Raw genomic sequence first — 23,459 nt, forward strand, 5'->3', positions numbered from 1 at the left:
AAATGAAAAATTTAAAACGAAATACAGGAATTATAGCAGCAATATTAATTCTATCATTTTCAATTTCTTGCAAACAAAGTAAAAAAGAAACCAATAGTGAAGCTCATTCAATGATGCAACATAATAATAAAGATGGGCATCATAATGAATCTACAAAAAAAGTAGGAAAAGAATTTGAAGCAAATAATCAAAAAAGCAGTAAAACTACAGATATTATTGAAGCTTATTTAGAAATAAAAAATGGTTTAGCTACAGATAATGAAAAAAATGCTGCAAAAGGAGGTAATTCATTAGTGCAAGCTTTTTCAAATTTTGATATGTCCAAATTATCTAGTGAAGCACACAAAAGTTATATGGAAATTAAGGAAAGTGCAAAAGAACACGGAGAACATATTATAAAAAGTGACATAAAACATCAAAGAGAACATTTTCTTGCATTAAGTACAGATATAATTGACTTGGTTACCTTATTAGGTACAGAAAAAACACTTTATCAAGACTTTTGTCCTATGGCAAATAACAATAAAGGGGGGCATTGGTTAAGTGAAACAAAAGCTATCAAAAATCCATATTATGGAGCAAAAATGCTAAAATGTGGTAGCGTAAAAAAGCAAATAAATTAAATGAAAACTGTTAAGGTCATAGCATTGATTTTTTTGATTGCTTTTGTAGGAATACAATTTATTCCCACAACACTTAATCAAAGTAAAAATGTACTGAAATCTGATTTTTTGTTAGTAAACAATGCCCCCAAAATCATTAGAAAAGCATTAGAAAACTCTTGCTATGACTGCCACAGTAACAACACCATTTATCCCTGGTATAGTAAAATTCAACCTGCAGCTTGGTTCTTAGAAAATCATATAAAAGAAGGTAAAAAAGAATTAAATTTTAGTGATTGGACAACGTATTCAGATAGAAGAAAGAAAAGCAAATTGAAATCTATTATTAGTCAAATAAAAGATGATCAAATGCCATTGACTTCTTATACCTTAATTCATAATAATGCAATTTTATCTTCAAAAGAAAAAATGGTGCTTTATAAATATATGAATATGTTAAATGATAGTTTAAGATAAGCCCTAGTATGGGAAGGAAATATAATTTGGTTGGTTAATACTTCTTCCTTATTAGGCATTAATAAATAATAATTATGAAAAATATTCTTTACATAAAAAATATGGTTTGTAATCGCTGTATAAAGGTGGTAAAAGAAGAGCTAATTAGAAATAATATAGATTTTAAGCAAGTAGGTTTTGGTTTTATAGAATTTAATGAAAAGTTTTCGAATATTAATTTACTTAAAAGCGTTCTTGAAAAAGAAGGTTTTGAATTTGTAGAAGATTATGTGATATCAATAGTTAGCCAAATAAAAGTAATAATAATTGAAGATATTCATCATAAAAAAACAAACCATTACATCAAAATTTTTCAGATTTTCTTTCTAAAAATTTAAACATTGGCTATTCTCAATTAAGCAAAATTTTTTCTGAAATAGAATTTAAAACTATAGAACAGTTTATAATTGAACAAAAGATAGAAAAAGTAAAAGAGCTTTTAATTTATAACGAATTATCAATTAGTCAAATATCTTATGATTTAAACTATAGTAGTCCACAGCACTTATCAAGGCAATTTAAACAGGTTATAGGGCTAACACCTACACAATTTAAAAATATAGGTACTCGTAGAAAATTAGATACGATTTAGCCATAATTATGCACAATAAAGATTATAAAGAATTAGAAATTTACATAATCTTATAAAATCAATAATAAAATGAATACTAAAATAATTTCGATATTTTTTATTGCTTTAACTACCATAGTTTTTGCACAAGAGAAACAAGTAACAGAAGGAAATATAAACAGCCTTCCAGTAAGAGAACACACCATAACTTTACGTGAATCAACTGTAAATAAAGCAGGTAAAGACGTTATGGGAATGACTGTTAACGGCACAATTCCTGGACCAACTTTAGAATTTACAGAAGGTGAATATGCTGTTATTTATGTTAAAAATGAAATGAGTGTAGAAACCTCTGTCCATTGGCACGGGCTTTTATTGCCAAATTTTTATGATGGTGTTCCTTATTTAAATACACCTCCAATAGAACCCGGACATACACAGAAATACGAATTTCCAATAAAACAATCTGGTACTTATTGGTATCATTCTCACACGATGTTGCAAGAACAAAGTGGTGTTTATGGCTCCATAGTTATTCAACCTAAAGAAAAAGTGTTAGAATATGATAAGGAATTGGTGTTAATGCTATCTGATTGGACAAACGAAAAACCAATGAGTGTTCTTAAAAATTTAAAGAGAGGTAACGAATGGTATGGTGTTAAAAAAGGAACATCTACTCCCTTGAATAAAGTAATTGCTCGTGGTGCATTCGGCGCACAGCTTAATTTTTGGAGACAACGTATGCAGGGAGCAGATATAGCAGATTTATATTACCCAGCATTTTTAATTAATGGTGAAGAAAGCATTGAGTATCCAGAGTTTAAGCCTGGTGAAAAAGTACGATTACGCATTATAGATGGAGGTGCATCTACTTCTTTTTGGATGACTTTTGGAGGTGAGGACCCACTACTAGTTTCGGCAGATGGTCTTGATGTAGTACCCGTAAAAAAGAACAAAACATTTATAGCCATAGCAGAAGCTTATGATTTTATAGTAACTATTCCAGAAGAAGGAAAAATAGAATTCAAAATTACAGCACAAGATGGTTCTGGGACTGCTTCAGCATTTTTGGGCTCTGGAAAAGTTTTAAAAGCACAAGAAATTCCGAAACCAGACAAAATTGGAATGATGATGAAAATGGCTAAAATGGATATGAAAATGGGTGCACACGCATTAAAATATCGCCCAAATAAAGACGAACGTTTTAAAATGAAGGATGAATACGGTATGCAGGTGGATAAAATGAAAGGAATGAAGATGAATGATGATATGAAGAAAGACAAAAAAATGTCAGGAATGAATATGCCTAAAGATTCTATACCAATGAATCACTCTAAAATGATAGATATGAAGATGAATCATTCCAAAATGTCGGGAATGGATATGAAGAAAGAGAATACTATGCCAGCAATGAAAATGGAAGGAATGGATCTATTTGCTGAATATAATTACGATTATTTGAAGTCGCCAGAGAAAACCAACTACGATAAAAATGTTCCTGTAAAAGAAATATTATTAAACCTTACAGGTAATATGAGTCGTTACATCTGGAGTATGAATGGTGTTCCGTTATCTGAAGCAGATAATATCAAAATAAATAATAAAGAGGTAACAAGAATTACGTTCAATAACCTAACAATGATGCACCATCCAATGCATTTACACGGTCACTTTTTTAGAGTATTGAACGAAAATGGAGACTATTCACCATTAAAGCATACAGTAAATGTGCCACCAATGCAAAAAGTAACTTTAGAGTTTTATGGAAATAATGGCGATGAAGCTGGTGACTGGTTTTTCCATTGTCACATTTTATATCATATGATGGGTGGTATGGCGCGAGTAGTATCTTATGACACCCCAAGAGACCAACGAATGGATGAATTTCCAGCTTCAAAAATTATCGCAGAAACAGATAAATGGTATTCTTGGGGATTGGCAGATATTGCTTCAAATAACACAGCAATTAATGTAACAACTTCTAATTTAAGAAATCAATTTAATGCATCTTTCGAATACGGATGGAACAAAAATTTGGAAGGAGAATTTACTTATGAACGCTATTTACACGATTACTTAAGAGTATTTGGTGGGGTAAATATAGAAAATGAAACACGTGGTAGTTTAGACAAATTAAACACTACAGCAGTTATTGGTCTTCGTTATTTAACACCTTACTTATTCAATTTAGATGTTCGTGTTGATAATAAATTAAGACCAAGAATTGGATTAGGGCGCAGTTTAATGGTTTTTCCTAAACTGTCAGTATTCGGTTATTATGAATATCAAATAGATTTAGGTTTTGTTGACACTTTGCCAATAAATAAAGATTTCACTTCAGAAACAGTTTGGAGCGCAGGAGCAGAATATATGCTATCAAGAAATTTCTCTTTAATGGCGAGTTACGACAATCGTTTTGGCGGTGGTGGTGGATTATCAGTAAGATTTTAAGAATTAATAGTTGTAAATCAAATATAAATTTAAAAACAAATAAAATGAAAAATTTAAAAATTAGTGTAATAGCAATATTATTGTTAGCGGTTTCTTTTACCAATGCACAGAAAAAAGAAAAAATGAACCACGGAGATATGAAAATGGATCATAGTAAAATGAAAATGCAAGACTCAAAAGCTGAAGCAATTTTAACCGCTTATTTCAATTTAAAAGATGCTTTAGTAGCAGATGATGAATCAAAAGCAAAAGAATTGGGTGCTTCATTAGAAAAAAGTTTAAACAGTCTTGATGTTTCTAAATATACGGATGCTCAAAAATTAGAATTAAAAGATATTATTGTTGATGCCAAAGAACACGCAGAGCATATATCCAAAAGCCCAATAGCACATCAAAGAGAGCACTTTAAAGTTTTAAGTAAAGACATTATAGATATGGTTGCTATAACAGGTGCTTCTAATAAATTATATGAGCAATATTGCCCAATGTATGAAAAAGGAAGTGCTTGGTTAAGTATGAATAAAGAAGTACGTAACCCTTATTATGGTAGTAAAATGCTGAAGTGCGGAAAAGTACAAAGAGAAATTAACTAAATGAAAACTCTTAAAATCATATTGTTGATTTTATTGGTCGCTTTTGTGGGAGTACAATTTATTCCCACAGAACGTAACCAAACTAATATTGTACCAGTAACCGATTTTATGTTGGTAAATAATGTGCCAAATAATATAAAAAATAAGTTGCAAGTATCTTGTTATGATTGCCATAGTAACAACACTAAATACCCTTGGTATAATAAAATACAACCAGTTGCTTGGTTTTTAGAAGAACATATTAAAGATGGCAAAAAAGAATTAAATTTTAGTGAATGGGAATCATTATCAAATCGAAGAAAAGCCAGCAAATTACGATCAATTATTAAACAAATAGAAAGCGGTGAAATGCCATTAAATTCTTACACGTTAATTCATAAAGATGCAAAGTTCTCAAAGAAGGAAACGAATGAAATAATAAATTTTATTACACAATTAAAAGATAGTTTATAAATAAAAAAATGGTAAAAGATACTTGAAATTGAGAGGAAGTCTTATTTTTTTGGTTGATTGAATACAGTCTAACTCTCATTTTTAAGTATTATTTTAATAAGAGATTAAAATGAAAGAATGTTGTAAAGACGGTTTTCAAGTCACAGAAAAAAAGTATAATTTAAAAAAATGGTTCAATTATATAATATATACGATACTAATTTTAATAGTTGGAGGTGCATTGGTACTTCAATTATTTAATTAATAAATAAGCTAAAATGACTAAAGAAAGCAATGTAGAAAATTCTAAAAGCACAGACTTTTATAAACAGTTATTTAAAAAAGTAGCACTTACTACGATTATGGTTATTGCTTTATCTTTAAGTTATACCTTATGGATTGTTGTAGATTCTGATAGTATATTTCTACTTTTTTTAATTGTTAGTTTGGCATTTTTAAAAACCATTTTTATCGTAAAGTTAACCTTTACACAATTAAGGAAAATAATAGGAGTAAGTCATCAGTTGACCCACGTTCTTGCTTTATTTGGAATCTTAATTATTTTAATTGTGTTATCATTTTCAGCAGATTATCAGGCATTATATATATTAAATTCAGAAAATTTTAAATTTGAAACGATTCCCAATAACTCGTTTTTCTTACAATTTTTCGAGTTTTTGTATTTCAGTTTTATAACTTTTTCTTCTGTTGGTTATGGTGATATTGTACCCATTTCTATAGCAGGAAAACTAATTGTTATTTTAGAAGTTTTTTTAAGCTTTTTCGTTTTAGTTTTTGGTATTGCAAACATTAATAGAGTCCACGTAAACAAATAATCCTTTTTAAAACTTAAATTATGAAAATACTTAAATTTATTACACTATTAACTGTTTTCCTTTTAACAGTTAACCTCACGAATGCGCAGCACACATCTTACGCTAAAGACAATAAAGAAGTAAAAGCTGTAATGAAAGCTTATAAAGATGCAATACAAAATTTAACAACAGAAGGCACTTTTGAACTCTTTACACCAGATGCTATCATATTTGAGCAAGGTAAATTAGAAGGTACATACAAAGAATACATATCTCATCATTTAGGACCTGAATTAGAACATTTTAAGAGTTTTATTTTTTCTGATTACGAGATTCAGACAACTTTAAATTCGTCCTATGCTTATACAACTGAAAATTATATCTACACAATAGTTCTAAAAGGTAATAAAACCAAAGGCACAAAAGAAAGAACCGTAAAAAGTAAGGGAGTAGCTACATCAATATTGCAAAAAATTGATGGAAAATGGAAGATAATTCATTCTCATACCTCATTTAAAAAACTAAAAATCTAATTGATTATGAAAAACATTTTAGTTCCAACAGACTTTTCAGACAATTGCCAAAAGGCAGCCCATTTAGCAATAAAAATGGCTGTTCTTTACAAAGCTGAAATCCATTTTTTACATCAATTGCATACACCTGTAGATTGGGTAAAACTTAATAAAACAGACGAACATAATTATCCCGAAATACTTAAAAAAATTGGGGAAGCTAAAAATAAACTAAGAGATTTAGATAAAGAAGCGGTAGATAAAGGATTAACCTCGAGAACTTTTTTAGAATTCATCTCAGATAACAATGCTATTGCTACACATACGCACGATTTTCAACACGATTTTATAATAACTGGTAGCAGAGGAACAGAAAAAGGTTTCCTGAATGAGATTTTAGGCAGTAATGTCCAAAACATTATTCGTAAAGCACACGTACCAATTTTGGTTGTGAAAGATGATCAAGTTACATTCCCTTTTAAAAGTATTGTCTTTGTTTCAGATTTTAATCTAGATGAAGTTATTGCTTTTGAAAAAATCTTGAACCTATCAAAAAAATTCAATGCAAAAATTCACTTACTTCACATCAATACAAATTCAATTTCTAATGATATAAATAATGGATTACAGTCTATAAAAAAATTTATTAAACAATTTCCAAAAGTTGAAAATTTTGAAATGCATATATATAATTCGCCAACAGTATCGGGTGGTATTGAAAATTTTGAAGAATCAAATGATGTAGATTTAATTGCAATGAATAGTCATACAAGGAAAGGACTTTTCAGTGTTTTTTCTAAAAGCATTGCAGAAGGTGTGACAAACTATTCAAAAAAACCGATAATCATAACACATCTTTAAAAATGTTAAAAGAAAACACTCAAAAACTATCTTTATTAGGCTCTGTCTCCTTGGGTACAGGGGTAATGATTGGTGCAGGAATATTCGTGCTAATGGGTCAAATTGCAGAATTAGTAGGCGATTTGTTTCCAATCGCATTCATTGCTGGTGCGGTTGTAGTTGGTTTTAGTTCATATTCTTACGTTAAATTTTCAAACGCATATCCTTCTTCTGGTGGTGTAGCAAAATTTTTAACAAAAGCATTTGGTCCTGGAACAGCTGCAGGTTCTTTCTCTCTATTAATGTACATATCAATGGTAGTTGCCGAAAGTTTAGTTGCTGGTACTTTTGGTGCTTATACTTTACGCTTATTTCCGCCAGAATATTCTGGATATGCATCCATATTAGGTGTAATTCTTATTGGAGTAGCGTATATAATAAATATTTCTGGTAATAAAATTATTGAAGTTACAGCCACTTTTACAGCAATAATTAAAGTAGCAGGCATTGCATTGTTAGCAATTTCTGGGTTGATTATTTCAGGTTTTCCTACAATAACAGGGAATTATGTAGCAACCAATAGTCAACTTTTACCTGAAGGATTTGGGTTTGTAGCTGCATTGGCACTATCAATTCTTGCTTTTAAAGGATTTACAACAATTACCAATCAGGGAGGTGATATTAAAAACCCCCACAAAAATGTTGGTCGTTCCATTATTATTTCAATTGCAGTTTGTACAATTATCTATGTTGTCTTGGCTTTATCTGTAGCAGGTGCATTAAGTATTGATGAAATTATTATAGCAAAAGATTATGCATTGGCAGCAGCTGCAAAACCAATATTTGGTGAATGGGGTTCAATTTTAACAATTCTACTGGCTATTGTAGCAACAGTTTCTGGTGTTATTGCCAGCATATATTCTGCGTCAAGAATGTTAGGAATGTTGGGTAGTATGAAACAAGTACCCGATATCAACAAAATGAAGAAACTTAAAAATCCCTCGTTAATTTTCACGGTTACTTTGGCAATACTTTTAACAATTCTATTCGACTTAACTCGAATTGCTTCCATTGGTGCAATTTTCTATTTAATTATGGACATTGCTATTCATTGGGGTCTTTTCAGGCACCTTAAAAAAGAAGTGAAATTTAATCCAGTTATTCCAATAATAGCATTAGTAATGGATATCGTTATTTTATCAGCATTCATTTATTTAAAATATGTAAACGACCCTTTTGTGCTAATAGTTGCTGCAATAGGTATTCTACTCATTTTTCTCTTTCAGTTTCTTTTTATGAAATCTCATACAGATAAAGATGGAAATATGAAAATGGGAATGGAAATGAATGAAGACAAAATGATGAAAATGTAAAACTTTAAAAATTATGAAACACACATATAATATACAAGGAATGACTTGCAATGGTTGTAAAACCAATGTAGAAAATGCTTTAAGTAATCTAAAGGAGGTTACAAAAGTTGAAGCATTTTTAAAAGAAAAAACGGTTGTTATAGAAATGTCTTCACATATTACTTTAGAAACACTGCAAGAAACTTTGTTAAATGCTGGCTTACATTACACAATTGAAATGCCTGGTCATAAAAAACATAAAGAAGCAAAAGTTAAAGCAGAAGGCAATGGAGTTTTTTATTGTCCAATGCATTGTGAAAATGACAAAACCTATACTTCTCAAATAGGTTGCCCTGTCTGTGGAATGGATTTAGTAGAACAACCTAAACTACAAATAACAACAGAATATACGTGTCCTATGCATCCTGAAATTATAAAGGATAAACCTGGTAGTTGTCCTATTTGTGGAATGGATTTAGTTCCAATAGAACCTTCAGAAAACGAAGAAGATAAAACGTATCAAAAATTGCTTACAAAAATGAAAATTTCTGTCCTATTTACAGTCCCTATTTTCATAATTGCAATGGCAGATTTAATCCCAAGTAACCCATTAACAAAAATGTTTTCTCAATTTACTTGGAATTGGATTCAGTTAATTTTATCACTTCCAGTTGTATTTTATACCTGTTGGATGTTTTTCGAAAGGGCCTATAAAAGTATAAAAACTTGGAATCTAAATATGTTTACACTAATTGGTATTGGTACAGGAGTAGCTTGGTTATTTAGTTTAGTCGCTATGTTTTTTCCTGATGTTTTTCCAGAACAATTTAAAACGGAAAGTGGTACAGTATTCGTCTATTTTGAAGCGACAACAGTAATTCTTACACTAGTTTTATTAGGGCAATTATTAGAAGCGAAAGCACATAGTCAAACAAGTGGTGCTATTAAAGAACTATTAAAATTAGCACCAACAGAAGCGACTTTAGTTACAGAATCAGGTGACAAAATTATTTCAATTAATAGTATTAAAAAAGGAGATTTACTTCGAGTAAAACCAGGTGATAAAATTCCTGTAGATGGTAAAATAACTGAAGGTCATAGTAGTATAGATGAATCTATGATAACTGGAGAGCCTATTCCCGTAGATAAAAAAAGAGACGACACTGTAAGTTCGGGTACTATAAATGGTACAAAATCTTTTGTAATGATTGCAGAAAAAGTCGGTTCAGAAACCTTACTATCTCAAATTATTCATATGGTAAACAATGCTAGTCGCTCAAGAGCTCCTATTCAAAAATTAGCAGACAAAATATCAAAATATTTTGTGCCCATTGTTATACTAGTTGCCACTATTACATTTTTTATCTGGCGTTATTATGGTCCAGAACCAGCAATGGTTTTTGCATTTGTAAATTCTATTGCAGTATTAATCATTGCTTGCCCTTGTGCTTTAGGTTTAGCAACACCAATGTCTGTAATGGTAGGTGTTGGAAAAGGGGCTCAAAATGGTGTTTTAATTAAAAATGCTGAAGCTTTAGAAAATTTAAATAAAGTAGATGTACTAATTACAGATAAAACAGGAACCATTACAGAAGGGAAACCATCTGTAGAAAAAGTAGTAAATACCTCTGGTGATTTTGATGAAAAAATAGTACAAAGTATTGCTTCTCTAAATCAATACAGTGAGCATCCTTTAGCTGAAGCTATTGTAAACTTTGCCAAAAAGAAAAACATAAAATTGCTTGAAGCAAATGATTTTGAAGCTGTAATGGGCAAAGGTGTTATAGGTACAATTAGAAATAAAAAAATTTCATTAGGAAATAAAAAATTAATGGAGTTGGTAAAAGCAAAAATATCTAATGAATTTGATGCCAAAGTTATAGCAGAACAAGAACAAGGCAAAACAGTTTCTTATATATCTGTAGACAATATAGTTGTAGGTTATGTAACCATAACAGATGCAATTAAAGGCACTAGTAAACAAGCAATAAGCGAATTACAAAAACAAGGTATAGATGTAATTATGTTAACTGGTGATAATAAGCGAACTGCAAAATATGTTGCAACCCAATTAAACTTGGCTAGTTTTCAGGCAGAATGTTTACCCGAAGATAAATTAAACGTTATTAAAGAATTACAATCTCAAGGAAAAATAGTAGCAATGGCTGGTGATGGTATAAATGATGCTCCTGCATTAGCACAATCAAATATTGGAATTGCTATGGGAACAGGTACAGATGTTGCTATAGAAAGTAGTGAAGTAACCTTAGTAAAAGGAGATTTATTAGGAATTGTCAAAGCAATAAATCTTGGTAAAGCTGTAATGAAAAACATCAAACAGAATCTGTTTTTTGCATTTATTTATAATGTTTTGGGGGTGCCAGTTGCAGCAGGTTTACTATACCCATTTTTTGGGATTCTACTATCTCCAATGATTGCTGCTGCTGCAATGAGCTTTAGTTCGGTTTCTGTAATCGTAAATTCATTAAGACTTAGAAATATAAAATTAAAACAATGGTAAAAAGAAAAACAGCAATTAAAATTAGAAAAACACATCGCTATTTAGGATTGTTTTTAGGTTTACAATTCCTGTTTTGGACAATTAGTGGTTTATATTTTAGTTGGACAAACATCGATGAAATACACGGAGACCAATTTAAAAACTTGGTGTATCAACCCAAAACATTTAGCAATTTAATAAGCCCTTCAAAACTTGATTCATTAGAAGGAGTAAATACTATTGCTATAAGAGATATTGACAATATCCCTTTCTATTGGGTAAACAATAAACAATTGTATAATGCTATTGATGGTAGTCAAAAAAATAGTATTACAAAGGATGAAGCACTATATATCGCCAAAAACCATATGAAAAGTGGTTTAGAGGTAACGTCTATTAAGCAAATAACTGAGACAGGAAAACATCACGAGTATCGAGAAAAACTGCTACCTGCTTATGTGATAACCTATAAGACAGATGAAGCTCTAAAAGCCTATGTATCTGTAAAAGACGGAAAATTTCAAACTGTTAGACATCGTTCTTGGCGTTGGTTCGATTTTCTATGGATGACACATACAATGGATTATCAAAGTAGAGATAATTTTAATACAATGGTTTTAAGAGCATTTTCACTTTTAGGTTTAATCACAGTTTTAAGTGGGTTTTTATTATGGTACATCTCATCACCTTCTTTAAGAAAAATATTAAAAAACAATAAATAAATAATTAAATGAAAAAATACGCAATTTATATCGGAATATTAACCATTGGACTACTACTAGGTTGGGTCATATTTGGTAATTCAACAAACAAGGAAGCTGAACACAACCACAATGAAACTGTAAAATCAGACCAAAAATGGACGTGCTCAATGCATCCTCAAATTATGAAATCAGAACCAGGAGATTGCCCCATTTGTGGTATGGATTTAATTCCTGCAGAAACAAGTGCTGATGGTTTATTAGCAGATCAATTTAAGTTATCAGAAAATGCAATAGCCTTAGCAAACATTCAAACTTCAATTGTAGGCAATAGCAATCAGAAGGACAATTTTATAAAATTATCAGGTAAAATTGCAGAAAATGAAAAATCTAATGCTGTTCAAGTAAGTTATTTTTCAGGAAGAATTGAGAAGTTAAACGTAAGCTTTACTGGAGAAAAAATTAATAAAGGGCAACTTTTAGCAACTATATATTCACCAGAATTATATGCAGCTCAACAAGAATTAATTACAGCTGCTAACTTAAAAGAAACACAACCTAAACTTTATGATGCCGTAAAAAACAAATTAAAAATTTGGAAACTAAATGAAAAACAAATTAGCCAAATTGAAACTTCTGGAAAAGTAATAGAAAATTTCCCAGTATATGCAACAGTTTCTGGTACTGTTTCAGAAAAACTGGTAGAACAAGGTGATTACATAAAACAAGGGCAACCCCTTTTAAAAATAGCGAAACTAAATACAGTTTGGGGTAATTTTGATGTATATGAAAATCAGATTAAAAACTTTAAAAAAGGACAACAAGTTTTAGTCTCAACAAACGCTTATGCCAATGAAGAATTTAATGGTAAAGTAGATTTTATAGACCCTGTTCTAAACACCAAAACAAGAACAGTCGTATTAAGAGTAGTTTTAAACAATAAAAATAACAAGTTCAAACCAGGAATGTTTGTCGAAGCCAAAATTAAAAATAATACAGCTAACAATAACAATGCTATAAGTATTCCTGCTAGTGCTGTCCTATGGACAGGTAAACGATCTGTTGTATACATAAAACCAGACACATCAAAACCTGTTTTCGAAATGAAAGAAATAGTTTTAGGCAAAAAATCAGGCGATAATTATGAAGTTTTGGAAGGTCTACAAAATGGAGATGAAATTGTAAGCAATGGTGTATTTACAATTGATGCTGCAGCACAATTACAAGGTAAAAAATCAATGATGAATAAAATCGGTGGAAAAGTAATGACTGGTCACGAAGGTCATTTAGGTATGGATAACAATTCATCTAAAAAAGAAACAGTCCACTTAAATATGAACGAGCGTTTGAAAGTATCAGCTAAATTTCAGAAACACTTAAAAGTTATTTACAACGAGTATATCAATTTAAAAAATGCATTGATAAAAGAAGATTCTAAAAGCTCTTCAACAAGCGCATTAACTTTAGTAAACAATTTGAACAAAGTTGATATGAAATTGTTGTCAGATAAAAAGGCTCATAACCATTGGATGAAATTAGAAAGAGAAATAAAATCTTCAGCGTCCTCAATTTCTGAAACGTCTGCAATAAAAGTACAAAGAGACCATTTCAAGTATTTGTCAACACATCTTATGAATGCTGTTCAACTATTTGGTATTAATGAAAAAGTCTATGTTGAATTTTGTCCAATGGCTGATAATAACAAGGGGGCGTTTTGGTTGAGCAAAGAAGAAAAAGTAATCAATCCATATTTTGGTGAAGCAATGCTAACCTGTGGAGAAGTAAAACAAGTAATAGAATAATAAATCAAGTAATAACAATTAAATTTTAAAAAATGAAGAAAGTAATTTTATGTGTAGCTGTAATAACGGCATTAGGTATAACCAGTTGTAAAAACGATACCAAAAAAGAAAAAAACAACAACTACTGAAGTTTCAAAAGAAATGGCAATGACAGACCTGTCTTTTGGTGTAAGAGGTAATTGTGGTATGTGTAAAAGAACAATAGAAAAAGCTGTTAATAATATTGAAGGTATAGCAAATGTAATTTGGGATAAAAACAAAAAGAAAATAGATGTGTCTTTTAACAAAGCCAAAACCAATGAAATGGCAATACATAAAGCTATTGCTGCTTCAGGTTATGATACAGATAAGGTTTTAGGAAATGAAGAAGCTTATAAAGGTTTACCTGGTTGCTGTAAATATGATCATTCTATGGAAATGAGTATTAAATAAAGTGATAACTAAAACCATATCAATCTAGGAATTGATATGGTTTTATACAGATTGAAAAAAATTGAAAAAGATTGAAAAAATTGTTAAAGAATTAGACTATAATTTAGATTTTTTAGAAAAAGAAACAGAAGGGATATTAGAAAAAGCGGAAGAAAGTATTAGAGTAACAAAAAGAGCATTAGAACAAATAAGAATACTTTTTTTGAGAAAAAAATAATTCCAAAAAACGAGGAAATACTTTTTTTCAAAAATATAAAACCTTATGTTTTTAGTAAATTAATATATTATGTCAAATTATTTAGTATTGAAAGTAAAAGACCTCGAAGTAGTAATAAATCTCAAGTAAAATACTTCAATAATCATATAGATAGACTTCAAAACTATTTTAATGATAATTTAGAATTTTATCATTATTTCAGAAGAGGTGCTACTTTTTTAGATGAAGAATATTTTATCAGAGGTAAAGCAGATATAAGGCTATTTCCAGATTCATTATCGTTTTTTGCTGACGATAAATTTTCTTCCAGTCACGATACAACAGTGGCTACTATTATGGCATATGATATGTTAATTATCTATCTAAAAAGAGAAATAGATAAACTTGAAAACAATAATAGTATGGAAACAAATTATGGAGCTTTTACAAATCAATCAAAACTATTCTGGACTGGAAATAAAACCGATTTAATCGAGCTAATTTATGCATTGCATAGTTCTGGTTCCGTAAATAGCGGAACAGCAGACATTAAAGAAATGGCTTCTGCCTGTGAGCAAATGTTTAATATAGATCTTGGTGATTATTACAGAACATTTTTAGAAATTCGTTCGCGCAAAATTAATCAAACCAAATACATAGATAAACTTAAAGACTCTTTAGAAAACAAGATGTTAGATTCAGATGAATAAACACCAAGTTGGGTGTTTTTAAGTGCAAATTGTTTTCATATAATTTGCACTTTTTTGTTGTCAAAAAAAATAAAGTGAATAACAATTAATACCAATACAATTTATTAAAAATGAGTACATAAAATCACCCAAGTTGGGTTTTACTTGTGTATAAACTTCAATAAATCATATCATATTTGCCAAACGAAAGTCAAATCGTAGGTTCACACATATGTATACTAACAGAAAACTCGTGAACTAAATTAACCCAAAGAAGCTGTTTGAATGTGGGGGCATTCAACAGCTTCTTTACAAAAATTGTTAGAAAATGGCAGCAACTATTATTACTACAGAAGATTTACAAGAATTCAAACACGAATTATTAGAAAACATCAAAGCAATGATTAACCATCAATCAGGTTTTGCACCTAAAAAATGGTTAAAATCTCCAGAGGTCAGAGATTTATTAAGCATTTCTCCAGGAACATTACAAAACTTAAGAATAAATGGCACACTCCCCTACTCTAAAGTCGGAGGAGTAATCTATTACGATTATGAAGAAATTCAAAAAGTATTAGAAGAAAACCGAATCCATAACAAGTTTTAATTGTCACTTCGAGTGGTTTTAATGTCATATTGCGCATAGCGGAATGCGACAGTAAAATTGTATCGAGAAGTTTAAGCTATGCAAAACGTAAATTACATAAAACACCTAAAAGGTGTATTTCTTCAATTCTCAAAAGACAATCGTTTAAATCCAACACACATAAGTCTGTATGTAGCACTTTTTCAAATTTGGAACAATAATAGATTCTTAGAAGAATTCTATATCAATCGAGAAGAAGTAATGAGCTTTTCAAAAATAGGTTCTAAATCAACATATCACAAATGTATTAGAGAATTGAATCATTGGAAATATCTTATTTACTATCCATCACACAATCCGTTTAAAGGTAAGAAAATTAAGATGTTCAATTTTGAGACAAGTTCTGGACAAGCTCTGGTAAACAGCAGTAGTAATATCGAGACAAGCAGTGGACAAGCACTGGTATCTATTAATAAACATATACAAACTAATAGAAACAATAAAAACATTAATAAACTTGACCAGCCCAAAAATGAAAAAATAGTAATTGATTTTTTTAAAAAAGAAAAATGGTCAATAATTGAAGCACAAAAATTCTTCAACCATTACCAAGGTATTGGTTGGAAAGTAGGCGGAAAAACAAAAATTGTCAATTGGCAAGCAACAGCTAAAAATTGGATGATAAAATCCGAAGAAATCAAAACAAAAGAAAACCAAAAAACAGTTAGCCAAAATATGGACAACCTAAAGACCAGTAAAAATAAAAATTACAACGAACCTTTATGATTAAAATACAACCACATATCATTCAAGAAGGAAGTATGCAATTTCAATTGGGCGAACAAAAGGGAAATCAAATAATATACGATTTTCCAAAAATGCTAATCTATTTAGAAGCAAAAGGCAAACTACTATTTGGTAAAAACTTTAAAATTTATTCAGAAGATGAAGCAATTCTCTATAAACTATGTATTTATTTTATTCGTGATATTGAAACTTGCAAAAAATTACAAATAGATCCCAACAAAGGAATTTTGTTATCAGGTCCAGTAGGTTGTGGCAAAACTAGTTTAATGAAACTATTGCCTTATATAATACCTCATCAAAATAAACATATAGTAGTTCCTGCAAGAAATATTACGTTTAGTTTTAATAAAAGTGGTTTCAAAATTATTGAAGATTATGGAAATAATGGTTTCTATTGTTTTGATGATTTAGGAGTAGAAACTACAGGTCGTCATTTTGGTAAAGATTGTAATGTAATGGGAGAAATCCTTTTATCACGTTACGATTTATTCCTAAAAAACAATACTAAAACACACGCTACAACAAATCTAAATGCACAAGAATTGGAGGAAAGATATGGAAATAGAGTAAGGAGTAGAATGCGTCAATTATTTAATTTGATTGCATTTGATAAAGAAAGTTCTGATAAAAGGATTTAAATGACAATATAAAGCATCAATTTCAATAAATTGATTTTCTCTACAATCTATTCGAAGTAAATATCCCGAAAATCTAGATATTCATCCTAATATTATATATTTGTTTCATATATTTCAATACAAATGACGGAAATAGGTAAGTTTTTAAATAAGAAATCAGTAAACAAAGCTGAAATCGCTAGACGAACTGGAATTAGTACCTCTAGACTGAGTGAGTTAAGTCTTAATGAATCTACTCGATTTACAGTTCAAGAATTATATCTAATTGCGTTAGCAATTGACACGAAACCAGCAATTGTGTTAGAAGAAGTTTGTAAAAATTTAAAACTGAATAATGGCTAAAATACCTTTTAAAGTTTCTGCTAGGGCAGGTAAACTATTAGGTAGAGAAAATTTCTCTAATCCTGAAGGTGCCATAATTGAGTTGGTTAAAAACTCTTATGATGCTGATGCAAATAATTGTTTTGTGTTTTTTGATGTTCCTTTTGAAACAAAAAAAAATAAAAATGGAAAGGAATATCAAGTTCCAATAAAAGAGAAGAGTGTTTTATACATAATTGACAATGGAGAAGGAATGACTCAAAAGGTCATAAATGAACATTGGATGCAAATTGGGACAGGGAACAAAGAAAAAGATTTTATCTCAGAAGACAAACGAACCAAAACTGGAGCAAAAGGGATTGGACGATTTGCATTAGATAGACTAGGGTTTGAGACAGAAATGTGGACATTGCCTAAAAAAACACAAAAAAACCAAGGTGCATATTGGAAAATGGATTGGAATCAATTTGATGATTCTGATAAAGTTATTTCTCAAATTGAAGCAGATATAGAACCTATTAGTCTAAATCTATCCGAGAAGATAAAATCAATTATTAAAGGTAATACAAGATTAGAAGAGCAGATTAAAAACGTTTCTTTTAATAAAGGAACAATCCTTAAAATAAATAACTTAAAAGACAGTTGGGATGAAGATAGTATAAATGATGTTTTTAAAAATTTAGAAGCTTTAATACCACCAAAAGAATTAAAAATTCCTTTTGAAGTATATTTTCATCACTTTCAAAACCCTGATGAATTTGGAGAAGTAAACACTGCTTTCTTCAATGATTATGATTATAAATTAGCTGCAAATTATAATGCTGGCAAATTAAAAGTAGATTTTGAAATTACCAGAAATGAGTTTGACATAAAACTGATTAAAGAAAAATATGCTTTTATATTTAAAAATAAAAAAGAGCCATACGATTTAAAGACTTTGGAAAATAAAACGTTCAAAGACTCTAAACCAATTGGCGAGATTTTGAAATGGGAATTTAGTGACTCTGAAAAAAAGCAATTAGTAAATATTGGTTCTTTTGATTTAACATTTTATTACTTAAAACAAAGTAATTCATCAAAGTCCGATTACCCTTATCCACTTAATACAATTTCTTCATCAGAAAGAAAATCGGTTTTATCGAAATTTGGAGGTGTTAAAATTTATCGTGACTCATTTAGAGTAAGACCTTATGGAGACCCTACGAATGATTGGCTGAAATTAGGTGCTAGAAGAGCAACTAGTCCTGCAGGTGTTGGACAAAGAATTGGAGACTGGAGAGTTGGTTCAGAATCTACCGCAGGAATAATTACTATTTCCCGTAAAACAAATCCATTACTTATCGATAAATCTGATAGAGGCTCGCTACAAGAAAATGACTCTTTTGATTTATTTAAAAAAATAATTATTGGAGTAATTCATCAATTTGAATTTGATAGAACAAAAATATTCAATCCTTTTTACAAGCATTTTAAACAGGAGAAAGAAGCAGAAAAAGAAGCAGAAATTCAAAGAAGAGCTGAAAAATTAGCTTCCGAAATAATTGAAAAACGAAAAGAAGTTGATGAAAAAGTTTATGGCAAGAAAAAAGGTACTGTAGATTTATTTCAAAAAGAACAAGAGAAAGAGGAAAAGAAAACCTATGAACAGGCTTTTAAAGATACTTTTAAAGCAATAGATGAAGAAAAAGCACAGAGAGAAAATAAAGAAATAGTACAAGTTCGTGCGCTTGCTAGTTTAGGACTTATTGTTTCTTCTTTTGCACACGAATTAAAACAAATACGAAATAATTCTTCTGAAATTATTTCCTTAGAAGTAATATACAAACACCTTATTTCCGAAGAATTAAAAAAAGGGATTGAGTATAAAGATGGTATTGATATTATTAATTTACTCAAGGAGAACAATGAAAAAATTAAGCATTGGGTAAATTATTCGCTTACTTCAATTCAGAAGGACAAAAGAAATAGAGGGGCTTTAAATTTTTCATCTTATTTCAAATCGTTAGAAAGAAATTGGAAGAAAGTTTTCAAATCAAAAGACATAAAATTAGAGTTAGTAGATAATCTAAAGGAGGAAAAATACAGCTTTAGAGCTTTTGAAATGGATATTAGCACAATTTTTTCAAATCTCATAAATAATTCTATTGATTCATTTGAAAGCCTTAAAAAAGTTCAGAATAGAGAAATAAAAATAGAATCTTCTATTAAAAAAGAAACACTAGAATTTATATATTCAGACAATGGTGCTGGTATTCCAAAAGTATTCACAACAAAAGAAGATATTTTCCTTGCATTCACGACTTCAAAAAAGAATAGAAAAGGAGATGAAATTGGAACAGGTTTAGGAATGTATTTGGTTAAAAGTGTAATTGATGACAATAATGGGGACATTGATATTTTAGAAACGGACAAAGGCTTTAAAGTTAAAATCGTTTTCCCAATAAGAAAAAAGTAAGTTATGAAAGAAAAATATACAATAGGTTATATAGATGAAGACCCAAACGAAGTAAATACTTATGCTCGTAGACTAAGACCTTTTGGTTTTAATGTTGTTGGTTTTAATTTCGAAAAAGGAATGTCTTTCAATGAATTAATGACACAAGTTTATGATGCAAATGAAGTTGATTTATTAATGATTGATTTTAATTTAAAAGGCTCAAACATTGTGGCTTTTGATGGTGACAAAATTGAAAGTGATTTTTATGACAAAAAACCAAGATTTCCGCATATCATATTTACAAGTGACACAGAATATGCAGAAGGATTTGTTGAGGATTTAAAAATAATTTTTGATAAGGAAGATGTTTTTGAAGATGAAGAAACAATCCAAAAGTTTGTCACAATGCTTGAAAAAAGTATTCTCCAGTATCGAAATCACATAAAGAAAAAGAAGACTTTAATTGCAGAGTTATTAACCAAAGGAGAAAATGAAGGTTTGGATTCCTCAGAGCAAGATTCTTTAATTTCTTTACAAAGAGAATTAGGCGACCTAGACAAAACTAAAAAGAAAGAAATTCCTGAAAAATTAATTTCATTCGAAAAATTAGATGATTTATCTAAAACACGAAAAGAAGCAGAAGCATTCTTGCAATCATTAATTGAAAAAAGCAAGAAGAAATGAAAGTAAGGGATAAACTACCAATAAGACGTCCAGAACCAACAAAATCTCCTAATGAAGGTAATTGGACTGCACACAAACCTGATTTACGCGAGGACTTTCATTCTCATTGCGGTTACTGTGGCTCTTATGACGGTTATAGACATACTTGGTATGAAGTAGACCATTTTATTCCTAAATCATTATTAGAAGGTAAAATTTCTGATGTGGAATATTTGAACTTAGTTTATTCGTGTAAATTTTGTAACAATAAAAAACTTGCAAAATGGCCTACAGAAGATATTACTATACCAAATGTCAATGATAAAGGTTTTGTAGACCCTTGTGATAAAGAATATGAATCTCACTTATACCGAACAAATGATGGTGGTATTATGTGGAGTACAGATTTAGGCAAGTGGATGTGGGAAAAAGCATTTAAGTTTGACGAAAGAAATTATGCTCTTAAACTGTTATGGGAACTGAACCAAAGAAGAAAATTGATTGATGTTTTTATTATTGCACTAAACAAAAGAGAAGAAGGTTCTAATGAATATAATGAGATTAAAACAGAAGCTGAAAAATTAAGTTTTGAATATTATAAATATGACAAAGCACTTATAGAACATTATAATAGTATTTAACGGAATGACTAACCAAAAACAAACAGGTTCATATTACACGCCACAATACTTGGCGAGTTTTATTTCAAAAAGAGTTTTATCTCATTTTGAAAACAGAACCCGTATGTCTATTTTAGAGCCAAGTGTTGGTGATGGTGCTTTTATTTCTGAATTAGCTCAAGAAGAAAACATAAACATCAATTTAACAGCATTAGATATTAATAAAGCTGAGTTAAATACAGCCTCTGAAAAATGGAATAAAAAAACAGCATCATTTTTAGAAACAGATTTCTTGGTATATTCAACGGCTAAACAATATTCAGCTGTTATTGGGAATCCTCCTTATGTCAAGAAAAATATACTTACATCAAAACAAATAGAACTAAGTAAAGAAATACATTCAAACGAAGATCTAACAGAGGCTTCCGTTAAAAATATTTGGACTACATTTTTAGTGAAATCTAATACGTTGTTGTCTAAAAATGGAGTTTTAGCATTTGTTTTACCCTCAGAATTATTGCAAGTTAAATTTGCAGAAGAAATTCGTGAATATTTGAAAAATGAATTTCAAAGAATTGAAATATTTACTTTCAATGATTTAATGTTTGAATGTAAAGGTCAAGATACAATTGTCTTGTTCGCATATAAAAAAGCAGAAGTAAAAGGTGAATTTTTTACTAATATTTCATCAAAAGAATCATTAGAACAAAATGATTTTACATTAAAAAACAACAGTTTACTAGTTGAATCAAATGTAAAATGGACACATCATTTTTTAACTTCTGATGAGTTGACTTTTATAGATAAGCTCAAAAACAAGCTCAAAACTGTAAATGATTATTCTGAATCTAAACCCGGAATTGTAACTGGAGCAAACAAATATTTTATAATTGATAAGGAAACTGAAAATGAATTTAATTTATCAAAGTACACCAAACCAATTATTCAAAAAGGTCTTTTTGTAAATGGAAGTGTTGTTTTTAGTGATGAAGATATTAAAAAACTTGAAAAAAATAATCACCCAACGAAACTATTGCAGTTAAATGATAACGACAAGATTTCAAAAAAGTTAAGGGAATATTTAGACATTGGAGAATTAGAAGATTTACCTGAAAGGCATAAATGTGGTATTAGAAAAAATTGGTATGTCATTCCAAACATTTCTAAAAAACCAGATGCTTTTTTCTTTAAAAGAAGTCACTTATATCCAAAACTTTTAAAAAACAATTCTGATGCTCTTGTGACTGATTCTGCTTATAAAGTTGGAATGAGAAATGGTTACGACTTAAACAGCTTTATTTATTCATTTTACAATACCTTAACTCTACTTCTTTCAGAATTAGATGGTCGATATTATGGTGGTGGTGTTTTGGAGCTTATACCAAGTGAGTTCAAAAAATTGTCAATTCCGTATAATGTAGTTAGCAATAAACAATTTGATAATTTCACGACTAATTTTGAGAACAAATCAAATATTGAGCAAATACTTAGTCAGAATGATTTGAATATCCTTAACCCCACTCTAGGTATAAACAATGAGGATTTATTAAAGTTAACTGAGATAAGAAATAAGCTGAAGAGAAAAAGATTAAGGAAGTAAAACAAACACATCCTGGTTTTCATTCATCAAAATCAGTTGTATTTCACTTTATTCCGCACTCCAATGCAAGTTTAGCGTTTTCTTATCTATAAGAGGTTGCATTTTACAGCTTGTTTCATTCGCATACTAATTGCACAACTCTAAAAAGCAACACGCTTTTATTATTTCATAAAACACAAAACTCCCAGAGCTAAGTTACATAATGCGCAGTTATATACACATTCATTCACTTTCTGGTCTATAACGCCATTATGTAAAATAGCCGCTCTTCCAACGCACACATCAGCTATTAATAATGAAATTTAGTTATTTTAACAACATTTCGTCATTGTTGCATTGTTTTTATAAGTGCTTATTTGTTATTTTAAATTAACATTAGTAAAATCATTAAAAATTCAGTTTATATTAGAAATTATAAAGCACATATAAAATCAAAAAAAGCCAATAAGAGTAAAACTCTTTATTAGTGTAGAACATACGTTGTAACCGTTTTCACTAAAAGTAAATGCTATGTATAAAACAAATAAAAAGTTTTATTAGTAAATCAATCCTTTAAAATTTAAAATAGTAAGCATTCACTTTTAATAAAACCTCAATAAAATTAGAAAGCACAAATAAAAAGTCTTTACACTTATTCTCGCTTCTGCTCACGCACTAGGTACTACGTCTTTAATTATTAAAAAAAGAAACCCACATCGTGGAGAGGTGGGTAAAAATTGCTATGAAAAAGAATGTGAGATTAAACTCACAATAGTAAAGATACTAAATTTTTAAAAATACTTT

At 29.7% G+C, this 23,459-nt stretch carries 25 protein-coding genes; all 25 read left to right on the forward strand.

Features of this window, described 5'->3' with window-relative positions; translation table 11 throughout:
* Positions 1–2: 2 nt before the first annotated feature.
* The 25 genes from N5A56_RS02210 to N5A56_RS02330 all read left to right on the forward strand — a co-directional run bounded on the left by N5A56_RS02210 (position 3) and on the right by N5A56_RS02330 (position 22,676).
* Positions 3–623 carry a DUF3347 domain-containing protein gene (locus N5A56_RS02210; protein WP_265723977.1) on the forward strand — a complete coding sequence of 207 codons (621 nt, stop codon included), beginning with the start codon at positions 3–5 and terminating at the stop codon, positions 621–623.
* Positions 624–1,079 carry a heme-binding domain-containing protein gene (locus N5A56_RS02215; RefSeq protein WP_265723976.1) on the forward strand — a complete coding sequence of 152 codons (456 nt, stop codon included), beginning with the start codon at positions 624–626 and terminating at the stop codon, positions 1,077–1,079.
* 74 nt (positions 1,080–1,153) lie between these two features.
* Positions 1,154–1,456, forward strand: coding sequence for a hypothetical protein (locus N5A56_RS02220; protein ID WP_274270152.1), 303 nt, complete (start codon positions 1,154–1,156; stop codon positions 1,454–1,456).
* A gap of 38 nt (positions 1,457–1,494) precedes the next feature.
* Positions 1,495–1,710 (forward strand): helix-turn-helix domain-containing protein, encoded by a 216-nt coding sequence (locus tag N5A56_RS02225; protein ID WP_274270224.1) that lies wholly within the window; start codon positions 1,495–1,497, stop codon positions 1,708–1,710.
* A gap of 69 nt (positions 1,711–1,779) precedes the next feature.
* Positions 1,780–4,140, forward strand: a complete 2,361-nt coding sequence (locus N5A56_RS02230) for a multicopper oxidase domain-containing protein (protein ID WP_265723974.1) — start codon at positions 1,780–1,782, stop codon at positions 4,138–4,140.
* 44 nt (positions 4,141–4,184) lie between these two features.
* A complete protein-coding gene (locus N5A56_RS02235) occupies positions 4,185–4,733 on the forward strand; it encodes a DUF3347 domain-containing protein (RefSeq protein ID WP_265723973.1) in 549 nt (182 codons plus the stop codon).
* Positions 4,734–5,186: a heme-binding domain-containing protein gene (locus N5A56_RS02240; RefSeq protein ID WP_265723972.1), complete on the forward strand. Its 453-nt coding sequence runs from the start codon at positions 4,734–4,736 to the stop codon at positions 5,184–5,186. It abuts the gene before it with no gap.
* A 257-nt stretch (positions 5,187–5,443) separates the two neighbouring features.
* A complete protein-coding gene (locus N5A56_RS02245; protein ID WP_265723971.1) occupies positions 5,444–6,001 on the forward strand; it encodes a potassium channel family protein in 558 nt (185 codons plus the stop codon).
* Between the two features lie 20 nt (positions 6,002–6,021).
* A complete protein-coding gene (locus N5A56_RS02250; RefSeq protein WP_265723970.1) occupies positions 6,022–6,513 on the forward strand; it encodes a YybH family protein in 492 nt (163 codons plus the stop codon).
* A gap of 6 nt (positions 6,514–6,519) precedes the next feature.
* The gene (locus tag N5A56_RS02255) at positions 6,520–7,353 is read left to right on the forward strand and encodes a universal stress protein (RefSeq protein WP_265723969.1); all 834 of its coding nucleotides are present in this window, start codon (positions 6,520–6,522) and stop codon (positions 7,351–7,353) included.
* Between the two features lie 2 nt (positions 7,354–7,355).
* Entirely contained in the window at positions 7,356–8,705 is a 1,350-nt protein-coding gene (locus N5A56_RS02260) for an APC family permease (protein WP_274270153.1), read from the forward strand.
* Positions 8,706–8,718: 13 nt separating this feature from the next.
* On the forward strand, positions 8,719–11,205 hold the full coding sequence (locus N5A56_RS02265; protein ID WP_265723968.1) for a heavy metal translocating P-type ATPase: 2,487 nt from the start codon (positions 8,719–8,721) through the stop codon (positions 11,203–11,205).
* Positions 11,199–11,906 (forward strand): PepSY domain-containing protein, encoded by a 708-nt coding sequence (locus N5A56_RS02270; RefSeq protein ID WP_265723967.1) that lies wholly within the window; start codon positions 11,199–11,201, stop codon positions 11,904–11,906. Before N5A56_RS02265 ends, N5A56_RS02270 begins: the two co-directional genes overlap by 7 nt.
* Positions 11,907–11,914: 8 nt before the next feature.
* Positions 11,915–13,687, forward strand: a complete 1,773-nt coding sequence (locus tag N5A56_RS02275; protein ID WP_265723966.1) for an efflux RND transporter periplasmic adaptor subunit — start codon at positions 11,915–11,917, stop codon at positions 13,685–13,687.
* A 141-nt stretch (positions 13,688–13,828) separates the two neighbouring features.
* Positions 13,829–14,119 carry a heavy-metal-associated domain-containing protein gene (locus N5A56_RS02280; protein ID WP_337994739.1) on the forward strand — a complete coding sequence of 97 codons (291 nt, stop codon included), beginning with the start codon at positions 13,829–13,831 and terminating at the stop codon, positions 14,117–14,119.
* Positions 14,120–14,180: 61 nt separating this feature from the next.
* Positions 14,181–14,336: a hypothetical protein gene (locus tag N5A56_RS02285; RefSeq protein WP_265723965.1), complete on the forward strand. Its 156-nt coding sequence runs from the start codon at positions 14,181–14,183 to the stop codon at positions 14,334–14,336.
* 62 nt (positions 14,337–14,398) lie between these two features.
* A complete protein-coding gene (locus N5A56_RS02290) occupies positions 14,399–15,025 on the forward strand; it encodes an RteC domain-containing protein (protein ID WP_265726072.1) in 627 nt (208 codons plus the stop codon).
* Positions 15,026–15,332: 307 nt separating this feature from the next.
* On the forward strand, positions 15,333–15,611 hold the full coding sequence (locus tag N5A56_RS02295) for a helix-turn-helix domain-containing protein (RefSeq protein WP_077811306.1): 279 nt from the start codon (positions 15,333–15,335) through the stop codon (positions 15,609–15,611).
* A gap of 78 nt (positions 15,612–15,689) precedes the next feature.
* A complete protein-coding gene (locus N5A56_RS02300; protein ID WP_265723964.1) occupies positions 15,690–16,376 on the forward strand; it encodes a hypothetical protein in 687 nt (228 codons plus the stop codon).
* The gene (locus N5A56_RS02305) at positions 16,373–17,035 is read left to right on the forward strand and encodes a P-loop NTPase family protein (protein WP_265723963.1); all 663 of its coding nucleotides are present in this window, start codon (positions 16,373–16,375) and stop codon (positions 17,033–17,035) included. The genes N5A56_RS02300 and N5A56_RS02305 overlap by 4 nt, the downstream gene beginning before the upstream one ends.
* A gap of 123 nt (positions 17,036–17,158) precedes the next feature.
* Positions 17,159–17,377 carry a helix-turn-helix domain-containing protein gene (locus tag N5A56_RS02310; RefSeq protein ID WP_274270154.1) on the forward strand — a complete coding sequence of 73 codons (219 nt, stop codon included), beginning with the start codon at positions 17,159–17,161 and terminating at the stop codon, positions 17,375–17,377.
* Positions 17,370–19,811, forward strand: coding sequence for a sensor histidine kinase (locus N5A56_RS02315; RefSeq protein WP_274270155.1), 2,442 nt, complete (start codon positions 17,370–17,372; stop codon positions 19,809–19,811). The genes N5A56_RS02310 and N5A56_RS02315 overlap by 8 nt, the downstream gene beginning before the upstream one ends.
* 3 nt (positions 19,812–19,814) lie before the next feature.
* Positions 19,815–20,477, forward strand: coding sequence for a hypothetical protein (locus N5A56_RS02320; RefSeq protein WP_274270156.1), 663 nt, complete (start codon positions 19,815–19,817; stop codon positions 20,475–20,477).
* The gene (locus tag N5A56_RS02325) at positions 20,474–21,097 is read left to right on the forward strand and encodes an HNH endonuclease (RefSeq protein WP_274270157.1); all 624 of its coding nucleotides are present in this window, start codon (positions 20,474–20,476) and stop codon (positions 21,095–21,097) included. Before N5A56_RS02320 ends, N5A56_RS02325 begins: the two co-directional genes overlap by 4 nt.
* Before the next feature lie 4 nt (positions 21,098–21,101).
* Complete coding sequence (locus N5A56_RS02330; RefSeq protein ID WP_274270158.1) at positions 21,102–22,676, forward strand: Eco57I restriction-modification methylase domain-containing protein; 1,575 nt, start codon at positions 21,102–21,104, stop codon at positions 22,674–22,676.
* Positions 22,677–23,459 lie beyond the last annotated feature (783 nt).

It is taken from the genome of Polaribacter ponticola (assembly GCF_026191475.2).
GTDB lineage: Bacteria > Bacteroidota > Bacteroidia > Flavobacteriales > Flavobacteriaceae > Polaribacter > Polaribacter ponticola.